The organism is Marinobacter sp. es.042 (assembly GCF_900188315.1).
In the GTDB taxonomy this organism is placed as follows: domain Bacteria; phylum Pseudomonadota; class Gammaproteobacteria; order Pseudomonadales; family Oleiphilaceae; genus Marinobacter.
Map to the genome: position 1 here is coordinate 2555595 of NZ_LT897781.1, position 20936 is coordinate 2576530.

14 protein-coding genes, 6 tRNA genes and 3 rRNA genes are annotated in these 20936 nt (G+C 55.1%); 2 read left to right on the forward strand and 21 right to left on the reverse strand.

Annotation, left to right across the window (positions count from 1 at the left end):
- Positions 1-26 precede the first annotated feature (26 nt).
- The 17 genes from CFB02_RS12010 to tyrS form a co-directional block, all read right to left on the reverse strand.
- Positions 27-102: transfer RNA gene (locus CFB02_RS12010), tRNA-Thr, on the reverse strand.
- A gap of 14 nt (positions 103-116) precedes the next feature.
- A tRNA-Gly gene (locus CFB02_RS12015) sits at positions 117-191 on the reverse strand.
- 11 nt (positions 192-202) lie between these two features.
- Positions 203-287 (reverse strand) — tRNA-Tyr (locus CFB02_RS12020).
- 39 nt (positions 288-326) lie between these two features.
- Positions 327-402, reverse strand: a tRNA-Thr gene (locus tag CFB02_RS12025).
- Between the two features lie 31 nt (positions 403-433).
- Entirely contained in the window at positions 434-1108 is a 675-nt protein-coding gene (locus CFB02_RS12030) for a hypothetical protein (RefSeq protein WP_227519199.1), read from the reverse strand.
- A complete protein-coding gene (locus CFB02_RS12035) occupies positions 1105-1839 on the reverse strand; it encodes a type III pantothenate kinase (RefSeq protein ID WP_088558169.1) in 735 nt (244 codons plus the stop codon). Before CFB02_RS12035 ends, CFB02_RS12030 begins: the two co-directional genes overlap by 4 nt.
- The gene (locus tag CFB02_RS12040) at positions 1836-2801 is read right to left on the reverse strand and encodes a biotin--[acetyl-CoA-carboxylase] ligase (protein WP_088558170.1); all 966 of its coding nucleotides are present in this window, start codon (positions 2799-2801) and stop codon (positions 1836-1838) included. The genes CFB02_RS12035 and CFB02_RS12040 overlap by 4 nt, the downstream gene beginning before the upstream one ends.
- A gap of 102 nt (positions 2802-2903) precedes the next feature.
- Positions 2904-5306, reverse strand: coding sequence for a DUF6160 family protein (locus CFB02_RS12045; RefSeq protein WP_088558171.1), 2403 nt, complete (start codon positions 5304-5306; stop codon positions 2904-2906).
- A gap of 20 nt (positions 5307-5326) precedes the next feature.
- Complete coding sequence (locus tag CFB02_RS12050) at positions 5327-5875, reverse strand: hypothetical protein (protein WP_088558172.1); 549 nt, start codon at positions 5873-5875, stop codon at positions 5327-5329.
- A complete protein-coding gene (locus CFB02_RS12055; RefSeq protein WP_088558173.1) occupies positions 5872-6951 on the reverse strand; it encodes a hypothetical protein in 1080 nt (359 codons plus the stop codon). The genes CFB02_RS12050 and CFB02_RS12055 overlap by 4 nt, the downstream gene beginning before the upstream one ends.
- A 10-nt stretch (positions 6952-6961) precedes the next feature.
- Complete coding sequence (locus CFB02_RS12060) at positions 6962-8161, reverse strand: hypothetical protein (RefSeq protein ID WP_088558174.1); 1200 nt, start codon at positions 8159-8161, stop codon at positions 6962-6964.
- Positions 8162-8393: 232 nt separating this feature from the next.
- Positions 8394-8508 (reverse strand): 5S ribosomal RNA (gene rrf / locus CFB02_RS12065).
- Between the two features lie 99 nt (positions 8509-8607).
- Positions 8608-11499, reverse strand: a 23S ribosomal RNA gene (locus CFB02_RS12070).
- Positions 11500-11846: 347 nt separating this feature from the next.
- Positions 11847-11922: transfer RNA gene (locus CFB02_RS12075), tRNA-Ala, on the reverse strand.
- A 94-nt stretch (positions 11923-12016) separates the two neighbouring features.
- A tRNA-Ile gene (locus CFB02_RS12080) sits at positions 12017-12093 on the reverse strand.
- Positions 12094-12184: 91 nt separating this feature from the next.
- A 16S ribosomal RNA gene (locus tag CFB02_RS12085) occupies positions 12185-13724 on the reverse strand.
- Together the 16S, 23S and 5S rRNA genes with 2 tRNA genes alongside form the textbook arrangement of a ribosomal RNA operon.
- 473 nt (positions 13725-14197) lie before the next feature.
- Entirely contained in the window at positions 14198-15400 is a 1203-nt protein-coding gene (gene tyrS, locus CFB02_RS12095) for a tyrosine--tRNA ligase (RefSeq protein WP_088558175.1), read from the reverse strand.
- Between the two features lie 304 nt (positions 15401-15704).
- On the opposite strand from tyrS, the gene CFB02_RS12100 reads away from it, so the two are divergent.
- On the forward strand, positions 15705-17114 hold the full coding sequence (locus CFB02_RS12100; protein ID WP_088558176.1) for a peptidoglycan DD-metalloendopeptidase family protein: 1410 nt from the start codon (positions 15705-15707) through the stop codon (positions 17112-17114).
- 7 nt (positions 17115-17121) lie between these two features.
- Positions 17122-18219, forward strand: a complete 1098-nt coding sequence (locus CFB02_RS12105) for an anhydro-N-acetylmuramic acid kinase (protein WP_088558177.1) — start codon at positions 17122-17124, stop codon at positions 18217-18219.
- A gap of 13 nt (positions 18220-18232) precedes the next feature.
- On the opposite strand, the gene erpA is transcribed toward CFB02_RS12105, so the two are convergent.
- The 4 genes from erpA to argC form a co-directional block, all read right to left on the reverse strand.
- Positions 18233-18586 carry an iron-sulfur cluster insertion protein ErpA gene (gene erpA / locus CFB02_RS12110; protein WP_008173146.1) on the reverse strand — a complete coding sequence of 118 codons (354 nt, stop codon included), beginning with the start codon at positions 18584-18586 and terminating at the stop codon, positions 18233-18235.
- A gap of 63 nt (positions 18587-18649) precedes the next feature.
- Positions 18650-19135, reverse strand: a complete 486-nt coding sequence (locus tag CFB02_RS12115) for a bactofilin family protein (protein ID WP_088558178.1) — start codon at positions 19133-19135, stop codon at positions 18650-18652.
- Position 19136: 1 nt separating this feature from the next.
- Positions 19137-19877, reverse strand: coding sequence for a DUF6776 family protein (locus tag CFB02_RS12120; RefSeq protein ID WP_088558179.1), 741 nt, complete (start codon positions 19875-19877; stop codon positions 19137-19139).
- 16 nt (positions 19878-19893) lie between these two features.
- A complete protein-coding gene (gene argC / locus CFB02_RS12125; protein ID WP_088559236.1) occupies positions 19894-20931 on the reverse strand; it encodes an N-acetyl-gamma-glutamyl-phosphate reductase in 1038 nt (345 codons plus the stop codon).
- Positions 20932-20936 lie beyond the last annotated feature (5 nt).

A 20936-nucleotide genomic window follows, 5' to 3' on the forward strand; every position in this document is an offset into this window, starting at 1 on the left:
GATCGTAACGTTGACCGGATAAATAATGGAGCTCATGGGCGGATTTGAACCGCCGACCTCACCCTTACCAAGGGTGTGCTCTACCAACTGAGCTACATGAGCATTGCAAAACAAATTGGAGCGGGCAGCGGGAATCGAACCCGCGTCATCAGCTTGGAAGGCTGAGGTAATAGCCACTATACGATGCCCGCGAGCAATTTAGTGGTGGAGGGGGCAGGATTCGAACCTGCGAAGGCGATGCCGTCAGATTTACAGTCTGATCCCTTTGGCCACTCGGGAACCCCTCCGAGTCGGATTCGCGTGAGCAAATCCGTCAAAACTTAAAGTGGAGCTGGCGGACGGAATCGAACCCCCGACCTGCTGATTACAAGTCAGCTGCTCTACCAACTGAGCTACGCCAGCTCACATTCGCCTCGTCAGCGAGGGCGGTATACTACGGATTTTTTTCTGGCGTTGCAACACCTTCACAAGGCCTGATTTCAACGAAATCAAAATTGCTGCCGTAATCCGCTTTCACCGCCTGAACCAGTTCTTCAGCGAGTTCTGGTTCCGCCTCAAAAGAGAGCGCGTAGCTTATCTGATTTCGGGGGAAGTTGACCAGTACCGCATTAAGATTCTGACGTTTTTTTTCTTCCAGCACGGAAATTGCAGATTCGCGGGACTCGAACAGCCCCAGCGAAATGGCATTGCGGTTTTCGCCCTCGGTGACCAGATAGGAGTCGATTCCCTGCCTCTGAATGTCACGAAACTGGCGCAAGGCGACAGCCTCGGGCTGGGGCGGAATAAGAACCCAGTGCAGGGGTGCCAGCTCTCTATCGACTTCTTCAATCCTGAAACCTGCCTCCTCCGCGAGAGGTTGACTGTCCACCAGGCGTCGGGCGCGATCCGCGGTTTCAATCCATCCAAGGCGGGCACAGGACATCTCTGATTCGTCGGCGGGCGCACCAGGCCCGACACCGGAGTCTTCCGGCCCCGGCGATTTGAGGCTGGCCACCCTTGGCAGGCTGCCACTGGCAACATTGGCCATGCCGCCCGATGGCCCCACGAAGTCCGGCAGGTAATAGATGGCAATACTCACCAGCACCAGCACCAACGCCAACCACCTCATCCGGAGGCTTCCTCCGCATGAATTGCACGCAGGCCCGACAACACAAGGTCCGGGCGAGAAATACCGGGCAGACCAAGACCGATAAGCCGGTCAGCGTCGCCGCCAGTAACCAGAATTTCAGACAGTGACAGTTTTCGGGCGTCAGCGATCACCCGCTCAATCATCGCAGCAGACAGCCAGGCAAGACCATGGTTCACGCACTCCCCGGTACTCTTGCCAGGGTCCGTTGCCAGCCCCTGGTCCGGGTCGAACCAGATCCGCGCGGCATCGGTCCGGAGACTGCGCAACATCATCTGCAGGCCCGGAAGAATATAACCACCCAGATGCTGACCATGCCGATCAACATAATCGACAGTAACGGCACTTCCCGCATCCAGGACCGCAAAGCCCTGCCTGTGATCGAGCCAGGCACCGTACATTCCATGCCACCGATCGGCCCCCATTCTCGAGACATTCTGGTAGGCGTTCATTAGGCCATTCCGGGACCGTTCCGACCAGTAAAAGCGAACCGGCGCCTGACACAGCTTCTCGACGGAGCCCGCCAAATGAGTTCGCCTTTCTTCAGACGCGACGGTGGATATGGCGACAGACACCACCTTTCCGATCAGTTCTCCCGGCACACCCAGGGGGTTCTCGTCTTCGAGAGAGCCGGTCCCTGAGGCCAGAACCTCATCCTGGTTTGCAAGACACCACTTCAGCCGGGTGTTACCCGCGTCAATAAACAGATTCATTTTGCCACTCGCAGACTGATTTCCCCTGCGCGCACCGGAACAAGCCCGTTTTCGGTCCGGATTTGATAGTTGCCGGCGTCATCAATGCCACAACCGACACCTTCGACATCACCGCCACGGGCCTTGAGCGATTTTCCCATAAACACATCGCGACGCTGCCAGGACTCCCGAAAATCTGCAAACCCGATATCCGAGAACAGGGCGACAGCATCGAATACAGCATCGATGATTGCACCGCCGATCTGGCTGCGCGACCATTCGACTTGAGGGCAGGCCCTGGCGAGGCTGCTCCAGGGTTGATCGACGCCATCAGCCCGGGACATATGCACATTCAGCCCGATACCCGCAATTACCTGCACCACGCCTTCCTCCAGCTCACCCTGGAGCTCTACCAGGATGCCGCCAAGCTTGCCGTCCGGCAGAAAAATATCATTTGGCCACTTGAGTCCGACCTCCGGCACTCCCAGCCGTTCCAGGGCATTGGCCACCGCAACGCCGAGCACCAGACTTAACCCATCCAGTACACTGAAGCCGCCGTGGAAGGTGAGCCCCATGCTCAGGTACAGGTTTTCGCCCCGGGGGCTTTGCCACACACGCCCCCGTCGACCTCGGCCGGACGTCTGACAGTCGGCGATAACCACCGGGACACCCTTGCTTCCGGCGGTAATCTGCCTGATCACCTCGGCATTAGTCGAGTCAACCTCGTCCAGGACTGTCAGTGAAAGCTCCTGTTCCCGGCCGGCGGCAATTTCACGAAGCACCCGCGCCCTATCGAGCAGGTCGACCCGGGACACCAGCTGATATCCACGTCCGCGAATCGTGGCAATGTCAGCACCTTCCTCCATCGCGCGACGAATCTGCTTCCAGATTGCGGTACGACTAACCCCGAGCTTTTCGGCCAGCGCGGCTCCGGAGTGAACCTGACCGTCACTGAGCAGCTCTATAAGTGCTTTGGATTTCATAAAGTGCATCCAGCCATCAAATTGGGTAAGGCCGGATTAAACACCAGGGAAGGGAAAAAGACAAAGTTGGCGGTGTCGCTTTGCGAACCGCCTGCGGGAAGATCAGGGAATCGGGGTTGCGGTCAGATTGGCCTTGATATCAAGGTTCTGCATTTTGACGCCATAGACGGCCGTCTGAGCACCACCAACGGGATGAACCAGGTCGATATTGTTGATCGAGAGTTCCTTGAACCGGCTTCTCGCCTTCACCGCAAACCCGAGCGGTCTGTTGTCGGCCTCGGCAAGGGTTGGATTGGAGACATAGCGGTAGCCGGCAGCGGACGAACCATCCATGATTTTTTCATCGCCCCGGTTGCCTGTCACTCCCATTGCATCCGGACCGTCCTCCTTCTTCACAACCCGGGTTTGATAGACATCCACGGAAAGATCAGTGCGTAGCCCAAACGAGTTGTCGTCTACGCCATCACCATCGAAGTCCCCACCATCGCTGGTATGGATATCGTTCAGAACGAGGCTCGTCCCGGTTCCGTTCATGGCCTCACCAACACCGCTGCTTTGCCGGTTGGTTTCCCAGGTCAGCGAGTTCTTCCGGGCTTCATTGATGGCCTTGGCAAGCACCTGCTTCAGGCGGACCGTCAGCCCCTCCTCACCCCGGGTTTCCCAGACGCCTCCGGAAGCCGCACAGGCGGATGGACTATCACCCATGCCACCGGCGCAGACATCGCCGGCCCCGCCGGGGACGACGGTCATGCTGCTGCCGGTTTCGTATTTCTGAATCACGAACCTCCCGAAACTCTGACCGGATTCCTTGTCGCCGATTCTCAGATTGCCGATATCCATGGTGCTCCAGGATTCGCCCTTGATAACCGCAAGCCCCTCCTGGCTGACATCAACGGTCATGTCGCGCACATGCGCGTCATAATCCAGCTCGGTAATCCAGAGGCCCTTCTGGGGAATCTCACCATTACCTTCATCGTACGGCACCGCGATAATCGCCGCCTTGCCGTTCCTGATGCTGACATCGGAATTGATGGTAATCCCCTCACCGGATGCGCCTCCTGCACCGAGCGTCACGTGGCCATCAAGCTCGAATTCGTAAGCCGGATAGAACCCCAGTGCCAGCAGCAGCTCTGTGCCACCCTGCAAGGGGGCGTCATCACTTCCTACTCGCAGACCGTTGATCCGGTAGCCGGCCCTCATGTCCTCGAAACCAATCCGCAGACCATCGAAGAACTCGGTACCGTTGGCGACTCCATCGCGAGTTACATTGACCGTTACATCGCCCTGCCCCCAGGACTGCAAGCCACTGAAGATCACCCGGTTGCCGTCTTCGGTGTAACTGAAATCGGCAAGCCGAAGACTCCATTCAGTCGCAAGTCGCAAGCCCTGCGGCCCGGCGTCAGGGTGTCCACCCCCCTGCAGATAAATCGCATTGGAATAGCTGCGGCCGTTGAAAACCTGATCTTCAAGCAAAAAGCTGACATTCACCTGACCGATACTCTTGCCATTGCCACCCACCTCAATAGCGCCAATGCTGAATTCACCATCCATGGAACCAAGGGTGAGGGCCAGGGCCGATCTATTCTGCCAGTCGGTCGCCACATCGAGCCGGAGGTCGTTAATCCGATAGACGCCAGTGATGTCTCGAAGCGCGAGGGCCTTTCCGTCATCCCTGTATAGAAAAGAGGCCGAGCGTATAACGGTCTCGTTATCGATTCGCAGGCCCTCTCCGGATCGGCCGCCGGCAGTCAGGTTGGTGCTGGAGGAAAGCTCGTAACTTCCACTCAGGCTGCCATAGCTCGGCAGAGGCTGTCCGTTGCCGGAATCGACGGATACGCCATGATTCAGGGGGTTGCTGCTGTAACGAATCGCGCCGACCTCCCAATCCCCGGTTAGTCTGGGCGCATTCAGAGCCAGAGTGTCGCCGACCACATCCAGGGTTACTCCCAGTGCCTCCACATTCATGGTGATATCGTCCAGAAAAACTTCATTGCCATTGGTGCGATATCCCAGACGGCCGCCAGTCATCGTGTAGGCGGAGTCAAAGGTATATCCGGCCCCGCCAACGGAGCTGCCCTGCCTTATATTTAAATACCCTTCCAGAGAATGATCGAAAAAGATCCCCCCCATACTGACATCGGGGGCCCCGGCGAGCCGGATATCACCGAACTCAATCCGTCGGTCTTTCACCAGGTAATCGAGGTTAAGGGATGCATCCTCCTCAACATCGATGCGAATCAGGTGGAATGCCTGACCAGAAGGATCAACGGCCGAACCAATGCGAAAACCGTCCAGATGGATGCCGTTGCCATCATCAACATAAGAGAGCCGATCTGCCGTCAGGCCTAGATCGAGCTCTACGGACAAACCACTCTGGCCGCTGATGTTTGCCAGAGTGGAATCGTCCAGGCTTTTCATGTCAGCGACCACCGGGGAGGCGAGGACCACATAAAACAGCCCAGTGGCAATCGGGGCAAGTTGTTTGATTCTGTCTGGCGCGCCCATAACCGTTAACCTCTTCAATCTCAGGGATTCCCCGCCGGAAACACGAGCAGGTTTCCTTCCATCACAACGTCCCCCCGCATATCAACAGAGAATATGTCGGTTTGCTGAAAGCCGGGGTCGGTGGGCCGGGCCGTGCTGCTGGAAGAAATCTTGAATTGAACGTCGTTGAACCGAACAGTATTGGGCAGCCCAAGCTCCAGCACATCCCGATTGAACAGTTCGCCATCACCACTGAATCCCGAATCGACTTTGCGGACCCGCAGTGTCAGGCCCTCAAACGCGAAATTGCCCCGAATATCATCGAGCACCATCCATCCGCCGTTTTCTTTCAGCCGGTAAGCAAAACGGGCGCCACACTTCTTGTCCACGTCATCACAACGTCCGAAATAACTGTTCTCAACCGGACCGCCCATTTCATTGATGCTGATGTCGCCGGACAGGTAGATCCCACCCTGTCCGGAGATCCCCGAGAGAGCTTCATCTCCCAGGCGGGCGAGTTCGGCAAGGCTGGGGAGTGAAAACAGAAAAACAGGGAGAGCAAGTATTGTTCTGCGCAGAAAGGATTTCATTGGCTCAGATCCCTGGTCTTAATGTTCAAGTGTTGTATCAGCATTCCCTGTACACGGGCCGAACCAAAATCGCGGTCGCCAACACTGAAATTTCCGATCTTGAGATTGCTGCGAAACTCCGGGTTCGTGTAGTAGGACTCGTAGAAATCCCAGGCGTCCGCATCACTGCTGCCGCGGAGACCGTCGGCACCAATCTCGCCCGACTGAGGGCGCCGAATTGCAGCAACCTCCACTACAAAGTTTCCACTGCCATCAACGTCGAAGAATACCGGTTGAAGCTGGTTGCCAATCGCCAGCTCGAGCGCAAAATTGCTCATCAGTATTCGTGATCCGCAGGTGGAACCGTCCTGTGCGCAGGCATTGATAGAAAGTTCCGGGGAATAGAAATTCAGCTTGAACTGGCCGACCATCTGGCGCCGATCGTTATCGCCCCAAAGGCGCAGATAGCTACCATCGATGACAGCACTCTTTGCGTGGATATTGATATTGGCAGACCGGTCGTCACCAACTGCCACGTTCATCTGCATGCCGATGTCCGCTCGCTCCCCGATGTATCCAGCGGACGCCGGGCGACTCGAACAGGTGCCGCTGCCAGGACCGGCCCCGGAGTCCATGCAGTCATAACCCTGGTCGCTATTGACCATGGCACTGGCTGCGAACTCCAGCACGGCCTTGTTAGCGATACCAATATCATTGCCATCCACCACATCAATTTTCCACGGGTTCAGAAGTCTCCCGAGATTGACCGGGCCCAGGGTCTCTCCGTAGTTGCTATTGGCCCCGGCGATGTAGAGATGGTTTACCGTAATATCGACATCACGGCCATCGGTGCTTTTGATCCCGCCAATCCGGAAAATGCGTGCCTGCTCTCCCGCGGCATCCGGCTCGTCCGTTCCATGGGAGAATTTGAAATTCTCCAGTACAAGGCCGATCCCGGCTCCATCAATCGAGGACAATTCAGTTTCCGAAAGCCCCTGGAGTTCCGCCTCAACAGGCACTGGGGCGGTCAGAACAGCCGCCATCACCGGAAGGAGCCGCGCGAAAACAGGAAGCTGACTGAAACTCAACCATTTCATACGAAGCTCCTCAAAACAGACCTTTGCCGCGGTCGATGTATTCGGTGCGGTAACGCTGGGTGCCATAGAGCGCCTCGTTGAGATTCACCTCAGTAGCGCCGTTGGGAATATTGAAGAAGGCACCTGATGTGGCCTTGATAAAATCTTCCGGCGTGAAATCTGTTTTGTTTACATCCTTCAGCCAATCAAGATCTTTGGTCTGGAATGAGATAAAAGCACCGTCGGCCGGCCCCGTGATACGTCGCTCGCCATTGACCTCACCAACCTCGCCTACCGGGAAGCTGTTATAGATATCCAGGTCGAAACAGGAATCTATTCCAAGGACCAGGCAGTCCTCCGCGTAAACATAAATGTCACCGCCTGAACAGCTGAAAAAGGAACAATCCGGAACCTCGATTCGGGAACTCGACCCCCAGCCGATCAGATTCTTTACCGACCAGCGAGTAAAGCCGCTTGCGCCTTCGAGAATGAACCGTTCGCCATCCGGGATACCGATGTATTCCGCTCTTACCGGGTCCAGGGAGCCAATGTTCGGATCACCCTCCGCACCGTAAACCAGCTCCGCCTTGGTGGATAATGGACTACCGCCTTCGAGTAGAGGGGTGAGGAGCACGATGATTTGGTCAAAAAGGTTACCGCTTGAGCTGGCCTGGCTCAGCCCTTCACCGCGGTCAATGATGTCCACGTTCACATTGCCAGTCAGCGTTTCAATCTTGCCGGACAGGACACCCATGGATTCACCGAAACCCAGTCGGAAGCCGACCACTTCTTCGGTTTGTTCATCGAAGGCAAACTCCAGAAACGGATTCTGGATCAAGAAAGGAATGATTTCCCCCTCGGCATAGGCACTGCCATCGGGCTTTCGCTGTCTTGGAGCTTTGGGATTGGCGTCAAAGTAAGCCTGATTGTTAATGTAACCAAGGGCAAAATCTTCAATATAGACATCCGAAGTGCCAGGTTTCTCACCTTCCCGGTCGTAACGGCCCATTTCCAGCACATCCACATTGGTCTGGATTTCAATGTCCATTCCGAGATTGACGCGGGTATAGGCGGTGTTGTTGTTGGCATCAGGATGGTACTGGCGGTCAACCGATACAAAGGCCTGCCCTGTGACTTCAGACATCTGTCGATCCGAAATCGGGTGCAGTTCGGCGTTGACCCCCGGGGCCAGTAAAGGCAGGAGGAGAAGCGTATAAAATGGTTTACTCATAGTCACATCTCACCGCGGCCGCTTCTTGTTATTGGCGGCTGATTTAAAGATGACTGATGAGCGTCTCTGAGGCTGGCTTGGATTTTTGATGTTGTTTTAGCCAGTTCTTTTACAGAAGTGTAACCTCGGTTACATGTTGTCACTGTGCGCAGCGTCATGGTTTTGGCATTTGCCAAATTTCAGGCAATAAAAAACCCCAACATCGAGGATGCTGGGGTTTTCGGTATTAGGAGCCTGACGATGACCTACTCTCACATGGGCAACGCCACACTACCATCGGCGCTGGTCTGTTTCACTTCTGAGTTCGGGATGGGATCAGGTGGTTCCAGACCGCTATGGTCGTCAGGCAAAACGGTTGATCACTGGGGGACGAGAAGGAACTGAGTGATGTTGATTTCGTTTGAGCGGTTAGGCTCTGCGTTATCCGCAATTGTCTTGGGTGTTATATAGTCAAGCCGCACGAGCAATTAGTATCGGTTAGCTCAACGCCTCGCAGCGCTTACACACCCGACCTATCAACGTCCTGGTCTTGAACGGCTCTTCAGGGACCTCAAGGGTCCAGGGAGATCTCATCTTGGAAGGGGCTTCCCGCTTAGATGCTTTCAGCGGTTATCCTGTCCGAACATAGCTACCGGGCAATGCCACTGGCGTGACAACCCGAACACCAGAGGTTCGTCCACTCCGGTCCTCTCGTACTAGGAGCAGCTTTCCTCAAATCTCCAACGTCCACGGCAGATAGGGACCGAACTGTCTCACGACGTTCTAAACCCAGCTCGCGTACCACTTTAAATGGCGAACAGCCATACCCTTGGGACCGGCTTCAGCCCCAGGATGTGATGAGCCGACATCGAGGTGCCAAACACCGCCGTCGATGTGAACTCTTGGGCGGTATCAGCCTGTTATCCCCGGAGTACCTTTTATCCGTTGAGCGATGGCCCTTCCATACAGAACCACCGGATCACTATGACCTACTTTCGTACCTGCTCGACGTGTCTGTCTCGCAGTTAAGCGGGCTTGTGCCATTACACTAACCGCATGATGTCCGACCATGCTTAGCCCACCTTTGTGCTCCTCCGTTACGCTTTGGGAGGAGACCGCCCCAGTCAAACTACCCACCACACAGTGTCCTCATCCCCGATAAGGGGACCAAGTTAGAACCTCAAACATGTCAGGCTGGTATTTCAAGGTTGGCTCCATGAGAACTGGCGTTCCCACTTCAAAGCCTCCCAGCTATCCTACACAAACATGCTCAAAGTTCACTGTGAAGCTATAGTAAAGGTTCACGGGGTCTTTCCGTCTAGCCGCGGATACACCGCATCTTCACGGCGATTTCAATTTCACTGAGTCTCGGGTAGAGACAGCGCCCCCATCGTTACGCCATTCGTGCAGGTCGGAACTTACCCGACAAGGAATTTCGCTACCTTAGGACCGTTATAGTTACGGCCGCCGTTTACCGGGGCTTCGATCAAGAGCTTCGCGCAAGCGCTAACCCCATCAATTAACCTTCCGGCACCGGGCAGGCGTCACACCGTATACGTCCACTTTCGTGTTTGCACAGTGCTGTGTTTTTAATAAACAGTCGCAGGGGCCTGGTATCTTCGACTGGCTTCAGCTCCACCCGCAGGGGTATCACCTAACACCAGCGTGCCTTCTCCCGAAGTTACGGCACCATTTTGCCTAGTTCCTTTACCCGAGTTCTCTCAAGCGCCTTGGTATTCTCTACCTGACCACCTGTGTCGGTTTGGGGTACGGTCTCGAATAGCCTGAAGCTTAGAAGATTTTCCTGGAAGCATGGCATCAATGACTTCCCGCTCTAGGAGCAGTCGTCGTCGCGTCTCGAGATTGTGGACCCGGATTTGCCTAAGTCCACTCCCTACTCGCTTAAACCGGGACAACCGTCGCCCGGCTCACCTAGCCTTCTCCGTCTCTCCATCGCAGCTATCCAAGGTACGGGAATATTAACCCGTTTCCCATCGACTACACCTTTCGGTCTCGCCTTAGGGGCCGACTCACCCTGCGCCGATTAGCGTTGCGCAGGAACCCTTGGTCTTCCGGCGTGCGGGTTTTTCACCCGCATTGTCGTTACTCATGTCAGCATTCGCACTTCTGATACCTCCAGCATGCTTCTCAACACACCTTCGCAGGCTTACAGAACGCTCCCCTACCCCGCATACAAAGTATGCAGCCGCAGCTTCGGTGACCAGTTTGAGCCCCGTTACATCTTCCGCGCAGGCCGACTCGACTAGTGAGCTATTACGCTTTCTTTAAAGGATGGCTGCTTCTAAGCCAACCTCCTAGCTGTCTGAGCCTTCCCACATCGTTTCCCACTTAACTGGTACTTGGGGACCTTAGCTGGCGGTCTGGGTTGTTTCCCTCTTCACGACGGACGTTAGCACCCGCCGTGTGTCTCCCGGATAGTACTCACAGGTATTCGGAGTTTGCATCGGGTTGGTAAGTCGGGATGACCCCCTAGCCGAAACAGTGCTCTACCCCCTGTGGTATTCGTCCGAGGCGCTACCTAAATAGCTTTCGGGGAGAACCAGCTATCTCCGGGCTTGATTAGCCTTTCACTCCGATCCACAAGTCATCCCCTGGCTTTTCAACGACAGTGGGTTCGGTCCTCCAGTTGATGTTACTCAACCTTCAACCTGCTCATGGATAGATCGCCCGGTTTCGGGTCTATGCCCAGCGACTAAATCGCCCTATTCAGACTCGGTTTCCCTACGGCTCCCCTAAACGGTTAACCTCGCCACTGAACATAAGTCGCTGACCCATTATACAAAAGGTACGCCGTCACGGAACAAGTCCGCTCCGACTGCTTGTACGCATACGGTTTCAGGATCTATTTCACTCCCCTCACAGGGGTTCTTTTCGCCTTTCCCTCACGGTACTGGTTCACTATCGGTCAGTCAGGAGTATTTAGCCTTGGAGGATGGTCCCCCCATGTTCAGACAGGATATCACGTGTCCCGTCCTACTCGATTTCACTAAACTCAGGTTTCGGATACGGGGCTATCACCCACTATGGCGGCACTTTCCAGAGCCTTCTCCTACCAGTTGTCTAGCTTAAGGGCTAATCCCCGTTCGCTCGCCGCTACTTAGGGAATCTCGGTTGATTTCTTTTCCTCGGGGTACTTAGATGTTTCAGTTCCCCCGGTTCGCCTCTTACACCTATGTATTCAGTGCAAGATACCGACCCGAAAGTCGGTGGGTTTCCCCATTCAGAAATGCCCGGATCACAGCTTGTTTGCCAGCTCCCCGAACCTTATCGCAGGCTTCCACGTCTTTCATCGCCTCTGACTGCCAAGGCATCCACCGTATGCGCTTAGTTGCTTGACTATATAACCCCAAGACAACTGATCACGAATTAACACCCATCACCAGGCAAGCCTGATTCAGAGGTTTCTTCGAGACAGCCACTTGAAGTAATAGAACAACCACTTCAACGACAACACCGGATAACGCTTGAAATCGTTATCACTCTGATCAATGAATTCCGGAGATAATGGAATCCATCAATCGTGTTCTATCTCGTCCAATTTGTTAAAGAGCAAATCTGACCCAGTGATCAGAAAGAAGATCTTCAGCGACAACTCTTAATCGAGTCACACAACTGAAAAGCTTGTTTCTGTACACTGCTAACCGAAGTTAGTCAGTTATAAACGCATCGATCGTTCAGGCTTTTTTGGTGGAGCTGAGCGGGATCGAACCGCTGACCTCCTGCGTGCAAGGCAGGCGCTCTCCCAACTGAGCTACAGCCCCAATTAAGCTGCCAGGAATTATTCAGATCTAGGCGTCGAAGTGCGCCGCATAGCCTGCTATGCAAGTGCTTCGACAACGACGAGCTGGATAATTCTGGTGGGTCTGGGTGGACTTGAACCACCGACCTCACCCTTATCAGGGGTGCGCTCTAACCACCTGAGCTACAGACCCAAAAACACGGGCCTGCAACGACCCATCTGCTCTCTTTATTCAGCTAACCAAGTAATTCGTGTGGACTCTGACCGAAGCATTCGGCTTCGTTTAAGGAGGTGATCCAGCCGCAGGTTCCCCTACGGCTACCTTGTTACGACTTCACCCCAGTCATGAACCACACCGTGGTGATCGTCCTCCCGAAGGTTAGACTAACCACTTCTGGTGCAATCCACTCCCATGGTGTGACGGGCGGTGTGTACAAGGCCCGGGAACGTATTCACCGTGACATTCTGATTCACGATTACTAGCGATTCCGACTTCACGCAGTCGAGTTGCAGACTGCGATCCGGACTACGATGCGTTTTGTGAGATTGGCTCCCCCTCGCGGGTTTGCAGCCCTCTGTGCGCACCATTGTAGCACGTGTGTAGCCCTGGCCGTAAGGGCCATGATGACCTGACGTCATCCCCACCTTCCTCCGGTTTGTCACCGGCAGTCTCCCTAGAGTTCTCAGCCGAACTGCTAGCAACTAGGGATAGGGGTTGCGCTCGTTACGGGACTTAACCCAACATCTCACGACACGAGCTGACGACGGCCATGCAGCACCTGTGTCAGAGTTCCCGAAGGCACCAATCCATCTCTGGAAAGTTCTCTGCATGTCAAGGCCAGGTAAGGTTCTTCGCGTTGCGTCGAATTAAACCACATGCTCCACCGCTTGTGCGGGCCCCCGTCAATTCATTTGAGTTTTAACCTTGCGGCCGTACTCCCCAGGCGGTCTACTTAGTGCGTTAGCTGCGCCACTAAGACTTCAAGAGTCCCAACGGCTAGTAGACATCGTTTACGGCGTGGACTACCAGGGTATCTAATCCTGTTTGCTCCCCACGCTTTCGCACCTCAGTGTCAGTATTGGTCCAGGTAGCCGCCTTCGCCACTGGTGTTCCTTCCTATATCTACGCATTTCACCGCTACACAGGAAATTCCACTACCCTCTACCATACTCTAGCCTGACAGTTCGAAATGCCGTTCCCAGGTTAAGCCCGGGGCTTTCACATCTCGCTTATCAAACCACCTACGCGCGCTTTACGCCCAGTAATTCCGATTAACGCTTGCACCCTCCGTATTACCGCGGCTGCTGGCACGGAGTTAGCCGGTGCTTCTTCTGTGAGTAACGTCAAGCCCTACGAGTATTAGTCGCAGAGTTTTCCTCCTCACTGAAAGTGCTTTACAACCCGAAAGCCTTCTTCACACACGCGGCATGGCTGGATCAGGGTTGCCCCCATTGTCCAATATTCCCCACTGCTGCCTCCCGTAGGAGTTCGGGCCGTGTCTCAGTCCCGATGTGGCTGATCATCCTCTCAGACCAGCTACGGATCGTCGCCTTGGTAGGCCTTTACCCTACCAACTAGCTAATCCGACATAGGCACATCCAATAGCGCAAGGTCCGAAGATCCCCTGCTTTCCCCCGAAGGGCGTACGCGGTATTAATCCGGGTTTCCCCGGGCTATCCCCCACTACTGGGCAGTTTCCTATGCATTACTCACCCGTCCGCCGCTCGTCAGCATCTAGCAAGCTAGATCTGTTACCGCTCGACTTGCATGTGTTAAGCCTGCCGCCAGCGTTCAATCTGAGCCATGATCAAACTCTTCAGTTTAAATCATACAAGAATCCGAAGATTCTCTATTCTTGCTCAAGACAAAACTCAATTTCGACGAGTCACTGTCCTGATATTTCGTATCCGAAATACCTCGGCCAGCGCCCACACGAATTACTTGGTCAACTTTTTAAAGAGCGTTTGAGCTGTTGCTCAATCAAGGCCGCGTATTCTACATCGTAGCGCCGCCTTGTCAACCGTTTATTTTTCGATGTTTTCCGTCTCCGGAAAGCGCCGAAAAATGACCCGGCTTACTGCTTGTTTCGAGGCGCGCATTCTACAGTGAATCGCTTGCCTGTCAACTGCTTTCTGAAGAATTTTGAAACTCATTTTCTTCAGCGCTTTCAAACAGTTATCTTTCGATTTCTGAGCCGCCTCAGCGGTGCTCCCCTCGAAAGAGATGCGCATTCTACAGACCTGCCTGAGGGTGTCAACGGCGATTCTGAAAAAAACTCAAAATCGCCCAAAATCGATCAGGCAGTAATCAGAACCCGGGCGATCTTCTTCTTGCCAGCCTGGATGACGCAATCATCGCCTTCCACAAACATCCGGTCGCCCTCGAATTTCTGGCCATCAACAAAGACCGCACCACGCCCCAGGACATCCCGGGCTGCCGCGCCGTTCTTTACCAAACCGGCCAGGCGAAGCACCGCCGCCATCGGAATCTCGGACTGCCCTTCTAAAGGCACCTCAACAGTTGGCACATTGTCCGGGATCTCGCCGAGCGCCACTCGGTTACCGGCGGACTTGTGAGCGGTACGGGCCGCCTCTTCATCATGGAAGCGGGTAATGATCTCTTCCGCGAGCAGCTTTTTATACTCCTGGGGGTTGGCGCCACCAGCAACCGCATTACGGAACTCGTCTACCTCGGCAAGCGGCCGGAAGCTCAGTAGTTCAAAGTAACGCCACAGGAGATCATCCGGCATGGAGAGCAGCTTGGTGTACATTTCGCCAGGCGAGTCGTTGACACCTACATAGTTCCCCAGAGACTTGGACATCTTCTGGACACCATCGAGCCCTTCCAGAATTGGCATGGTGAGGATCACCTGGGGCGACTGACCGTAATGCTTCTGCAGAATGCGCCCCATCAGGAGATTGAACTTCTGGTCGGTACCGCCCAGTTCAACATCCGCCTCCATGGCCACGGAGTCATACCCCTGGACCAGAGGGTAGAGAAACTCGTGAATCGCAATCGCCTGCTCGGCACGGTAGCGCTTGGTGAAGTCATCCCGCTCCAGCATGCGCGCAACCGTGTATTGTCCCGCCAGCTTGATCATATCGGCGGCGCTCATCTTGCCCATCCAGTCGGAATTGAACATGACGCGCGTTTTCGCGGGATCAAGAATCTTGAACACCTGCTCTTTATAGCTGACCGCGTTCTCGGCGACCTGTTGCTCTGTTAGAGGAGGACGTGTGGCGCTTTTACCGGTGGGATCACCGATCATTCCGGTGAAATCTCCAATCAGAAACATAACCTCGTGACCAAGATCCTGGAACTGCCGCAGCTTATTAATAAGAACGGTGTGCCCAAGATGAAGGTCCGGCGCAGTGGGGTCGAAACCCGCCTTAATCCGCAGCGGACGACCTTCCTTCAATTTTTCCATGAGCTCATCTTCCGGAATGAGTTCGTCTACGCCTCGCTTGATTATCGCCAACGCTTCATCAATGGATGCCATGAACAACACGTCCCCGCTTTGATCTTGGAAAGATTCTGTCAGTTACAGAGTTCAACAAAAGAAATCTGTGAGTTACCTGTTCCCCTGCTACAGTATGCTGACCGGATTTTGACCAACACCGACTTTGCAAGGCGACGTATTATAACAACGCTGTCGAAAGAAATCCGGAGGATGGAGCAGCAACCGTAATGTTCCACGCTGTTCCGCATGCATTTTATACGGTAATCTGTTGGACTATACTTGAACAACAGCTTTAATTAGGTAGTACAAGCTGCCGTAATACCGATTAAAACGGGTGCGATACGTGCTGAAAATGTTTCCTAAAACTCACATTACCATTGCTGCCGCGGCTACCGTTGTTGTTACCGCTGCCATTCTTATGAGCCCCAGCAGCAACGTTGAAGCCAAGCGTATGTCCTATGCCCTCGATCTGGAGCAAGGCACCGTTTCCGAAACCGGCGCAACGCCCGAGCGAGCACTACAGACAGAGGCTCCCGTTGCGGACACCCAGCCGAAAGCGCCTGAATCCGATGTCGCGACAGAGGCCGCGCAGCAGGCGAGCCTTTCCGCTCCCGAGCAACCTGTCGCTCCGAAGTTGCCGGAACTCGAATGGCAAACCTTCGCGATCAAGTCTGGCGACACGCTCTCCTCTCTGTTCAAAAAAGCTGGCTTCAATGACGGCATCATGCTTTCGGTTATTCATGGCAACGGTGAGGCCGAAAAACTCCAGCGCCTGTACGCTGGGGAGACCATACGCTTTGCGACAACCGAAGACGGCGGGCTTGCGGCCATCGACCTGCAGAGAAACCGCCTGGAAACCCTGAAGATTACCAAAGAGGGCGAAAGCTTTACCGGCGAAACCGAGGTTCGCAAACCAGAAGCGCGGCCAGCCTTTGCATCAGGCACCATTGACGGCTCCCTCTATCTGGCTGCGCGCGACGCGGGCCTTAACGACAGCCTGACCATGGAACTGGCAGGCATCTTCGGCTGGGATATCGACTTTGTTTACGACGTCCGGAAGGGCGACCAGTTCGAAGTGGTTTACGAAGAGCTCTACCTGGACGGCGAAAAGTTCGACACGGGCCGGATCCTGTCTGCACGATTTGTTAACCGCGGCGAAGAAAACCTCGCACTGCTTTATACCGACAGCAATGGCGACAGCGATTACTACGCCCCCGGTGGCAAAAGCATGCGCAAGGCATTCCTGCGAACCCCCATCAATGCCCGGATTTCCTCTCCGTTCAACCTTCAGCGCCGCCATCCTGTTCTGGACGTAGTACGTCCGCATGAAGGCACCGATTACGCAGCGCCTCCCGGAACTCCCATCAAGGCGGCCGGTTCCGGTCGGGTTAAATTCGCAGGCTGGAAGGGTGGTTACGGACGAACCGTCATCCTCCAGCACGGCGACAACATCACCACGCTGTACGCGCACATGAGCCGCCTGGGTAAAGGCATCAAGAATGGCACCCGAGTCAAGCAGGGCCAGACCATCGGGCATGTTGGTTCATCGGGCATGGTTACCGGACCTCACCTGCACTACGAGTTCAGGCTGAACGGGTCGCCGCGCAACTCTCGCACGGTCAAATTACCGGATGCCAAGCCCATTCCGTCTTCCGAGATGGCCCGATTCAAACAATTCACCGAACAGCGAATCGCGCAGTTTGACGTGTTCCGCGAGAGCTATCAGCAACTCGCACTGGCTTCAGACGACTGAGAAACAAATGGAAGCCTGGATTGGATTGATGTCAGGCACCAGCATGGATGGCATTGATGCCGTGCTGGTGTCTTTCGATCACAGCGCCGTAAAGATCCACGCATCGCACACGATCCCCTACCCCGATCAGATTCGCCACCGACTCATTGCCGCCAGCCAGAACCAGGCCGAACCCGACGAAATCGGCGAACTGGATACTCTGGTCGGCACTCTGTTTGCCCAGGCCGCGGACTCGGTCATCCAAAGATCGGAATTCGATCGAGCGAAGATTCGGGGCATTGGCAGCCATGGACAAACCATTCGACACCAGCCGTCCGGCACAGCACCTTTCTCCATACAGATCGGCAACCCTTCCGTGCTGTCCGAAGCCACCAACATCACAACAGTTGCGGACTTCCGACGACGGGACATGGCCGCCGGAGGCCAGGGCGCTCCGCTAGTCCCGGCCTTCCACAAGGCCTTTTTCAGCTCAGATGAGGAGAACCGCTGCATTCTCAACCTCGGGGGAATCGCCAACATCACCTGGCTCCCCGCCAGTGACGAGATACCGGCAACCGGTTTTGACACGGGCCCTGCCAATGCGCTGATGGATGCCTGGTGCCTCGACCAGACCGGGCTGCCTTTCGACAGCGACGGTCATTGGGCCATGGAGGGCTCGGTTAACCAGGAACTTCTTGATGACATGCTTTCCGATGCCTATTTCTCGAAGGCACCCCCGAAAAGCACGGGCAAAGAGCGGTTCAATCTTGATTGGGTAAAAACACTGGTAAGCCGCCACCGGGACATTCCAGCCGAAGATATTCAGAGGACTCTGCTGGAATTAACCGTCAAAAGCGTCGTGCAGCAACTGCCCGAGATCTCGGATCTCAGGATTTACGTTTGTGGTGGCGGGGCACGCAATCCGCTGCTGATGGATGCGTTCGTCAAAGCGCTTCCCGGCGTTTCGCTTTCACTCACAACGGAGCTGGGATTAGACCCTCAACTGGTGGAGCCTGTTGCTTTTGCCTGGCTGGCAAAGCAGGCACTGGAAGGGAAGCCCGGCAACCTGCCGGACGTGACCGGAGCAGCTGGCCCTCGTATTCTGGGTGCCATTTACCCGGCCTGAAAGCCACTGCCAATCAGATGGAGAAGGAGCTACCACACCCGCAAGTAGAGCTGGCATTGGGATTCTGAACCACGAACTGTGAGCCCTGCAGGCCTTCCTGATAATCAATGGTAGCGCCCACCAGATACTGGTAACTCATCGGATCCACCAGAAGAGAAACGCCGTCACGCTCGATCACGGTATCCTCCTCATCCTGGCTTTCATCAAACGAGAAACCATACTGAAATCCGGAGCAGCCCCCGCCCGTCACAAAGACGCGGAGTTTGAGTTCGGGATTCTCTTCTTCCTCGATCAACTCACGTACTTTGGCAACGGCACTGTCACTGAAGAACAGCGGTGTAGCTATTTGTTGCTGAACTGCGCTCAAGTTCGCCTCCGGATAATTATGAACAACTCAGGCGATTATGGTATTCCTGACTAAAACAATCAACTATTCGGACTTTCCACCATCGCCCGCAGCGCTGGGTTCCTCTGCCGAATCGCCAGCGGAAGCCTGCTTTTCAACGGATCCGGCGGATTTGGAATCCTGGGAGAGCAACCCGACCGGCTCCCGCTGATGCACCAGATTTCCGTTTACAGACGCCCCCATCGCCATTTCAATGAGGTTGTAGTAAACGCTTCCATTGATAGAGGCTTTTTCCGCCAGTTCAAGATGTGCCGAGGCGTAAACATCACCATTCACGGTTCCGTTGATAATGACGTGGGGCGCATTGATATCACCCGTCACTTCGCCAACTTCTGAAATCCTCAGTACCGCGTCGGTGCCCTCATCGGCAACGACCTTGCCACGAATCCGGCCATCCACGTGAAGCCCACCGCTAAAATGCACATCGCCTTCAACCGTCGTACGGGAAGAGATCAGGGTGTCAAAATGGCCCGTGGGCCGGCGCGGCTTCTGCTTTTTTTTGCCAAGCATGTCAGTTCTCCGTTAAATCGTCCCAGTTAAAGGTGCGCTCGGCTTGCGAGGATTTTTTGCCCTCTGCCTGGGCAACTACCTGGATCTCAAGCGGCTCAAATTGTTCCGGCAGTTTCAGGGAGCCTTCGACATCCTGAAAGTACCGGAAACGGAATTTCACACCGAGATCGGCTATGTCCTCCGAGAGGTCACGCAAGGCGATGACCTCTTTTTCCTCATCACGCAAACCAATGACATTGACTGCCACCACACCGGAAATGTAGCTCTTGTTGTTGCCGACCTGGGTCAGCACCAGCTTGAAGTCATAACTGTCCTGATTGCGAGCTCGAACCAGTGAAAAGCTGTCTACCTGAAGCCCCTTGCTGGTTTCCGACGGAGCCATGATGTTTTTATAGAAAGTCAGGTCCGATTGCAGTGACGCAATGCGGGTTTCCAGATCCACAATGGTTTTTCGCGCCTGGTTCAGGGCCTGCTCGTCAATCGCCTGCCCACGCTCAAGGTTGATCAGCTTCTGCCGGGCCTTGCGATAATCATTCCGGAGCTTCTCGACCTCGTTTTCCAGCACCTGGTTCGACTCCTCGGCGCTGGAAAAACGGAACCCGCCCTGGGCGAGCCCGGCGGCATACCCCACAACCGCAGCTACCACGGTAAAAACCAGAAGGATGGCTGTTCTGCGCAGGCGATAACCCGGTCGATGCCGGATGACCACATACTCTTCAGCCGGCTTTCGCTGTTCGCTCACAATCTTCCCTTGGGTATCAAGGCAAAAGCGCCGGAGCCTCAAGCCCCATGGTTTCTTTCAGGCCAAACATGATGTTCATATTCTGGACCGCCTGCCCGGCTGCACCTTTAACCAAGTTATCAATGACAGAAGAAACAATAACAATGTTGCTCTGCTCCTGCCTGTGCAGTGCCATGCGACACTGGTTCGCCCCGCGCACGCTCCGGGTTTCCGGATGGCTGCCGAAAGGCATCACATCGACAAAAGGCTCGACCTCAAAACGCTGCTCGAACAGGGTCTGGAGCCGATCAAAGTCCGCCGGATTCTTCAGCTCGGCGTAGAGCGTCGCCTCGATGCCGCGGATCATTGGAATCAGGTGGGGCACGAACGTCACACCCACATCCCCGCCAGCAGCACCGCACAAACCCTGGCGGATTTCCGGCAGATGACGATGCCCCGAGGCGCCGTAGGCCTTGAAGCTTTCACCGATCTCCCCGTGGAGCATGCCGATCTTGCCCTGCCTGCCCGCGCCGCTGGCTCCGGATTTGGCATCGGCGATCAGGCGTTTGGGATCCACCAGTCCCTGCTCCAGCAACGGGAGGAATCCCAGTTGAACTGCAGTCGGATAGCAACCCGGATTGGCCACCAGTTGAGCAGTGCGAATTTCATCGCGCACCACTTCCGGCAAACCGTAAACCGCCTTCTCCGCCCACTCCGGGCTCTCATGGGCCATGCCATACCAGTTGGCCCAGACATCCAGATCTTTAAGACGGAAATCGGCGGACAGATCCACTACACGCACGCCGGCGGACATCAATTCCGGCACCATTCTCATGGCCACGCCATGGGGCGTGGCGAAAAACACCAGGTCGCAGGCCCCAAGCACATTGACGTCCGGCTCTGAGAAGGCGAGGTCGTAATGGCCTCGCAAATTGGGGTACATCTCCGCAACCGGCATGCCCGCCTCGGAACGGGAGGTAATGCAACTGACCGAAACTTCAGGGTGAACCGCAAGAATTCTCAGCAGTTCCACACCGGTGTAGCCGGTGCCACCAACGATGCCTACTTTAATCACCATTT

Coding starts and splice junctions, on each gene's coding strand:
- CFB02_RS12040 (WP_088558170.1), bottom strand. CDS start 2,801: ATGAAATCCAAAGCACTTATAGAGCTGCTCAGTGACGGTCAGGTTCAC.
- CFB02_RS12060 (WP_088558174.1), bottom strand. CDS start 8,161: ATGAGTAAACCATTTTATACGCTTCTCCTCCTGCCTTTACTGGCCCCG.
- CFB02_RS12030 (WP_227519199.1), bottom strand. CDS start 1,108: ATGAGGTGGTTGGCGTTGGTGCTGGTGCTGGTGAGTATTGCCATCTAT.
- CFB02_RS12105 (WP_088558177.1), top strand. CDS start 17,122: ATGGAAGCCTGGATTGGATTGATGTCAGGCACCAGCATGGATGGCATT.
- CFB02_RS12050 (WP_088558172.1), bottom strand. CDS start 5,875: ATGAAATCCTTTCTGCGCAGAACAATACTTGCTCTCCCTGTTTTTCTG.
- tyrS (WP_088558175.1), bottom strand. CDS start 15,400: ATGGCATCCATTGATGAAGCGTTGGCGATAATCAAGCGAGGCGTAGAC.
- CFB02_RS12035 (WP_088558169.1), bottom strand. CDS start 1,839: ATGAATCTGTTTATTGACGCGGGTAACACCCGGCTGAAGTGGTGTCTT.
- CFB02_RS12115 (WP_088558178.1), bottom strand. CDS start 19,135: ATGCTTGGCAAAAAAAAGCAGAAGCCGCGCCGGCCCACGGGCCATTTT.
- CFB02_RS12045 (WP_088558171.1), bottom strand. CDS start 5,306: ATGGGCGCGCCAGACAGAATCAAACAACTTGCCCCGATTGCCACTGGG.
- CFB02_RS12055 (WP_088558173.1), bottom strand. CDS start 6,951: ATGAAATGGTTGAGTTTCAGTCAGCTTCCTGTTTTCGCGCGGCTCCTT.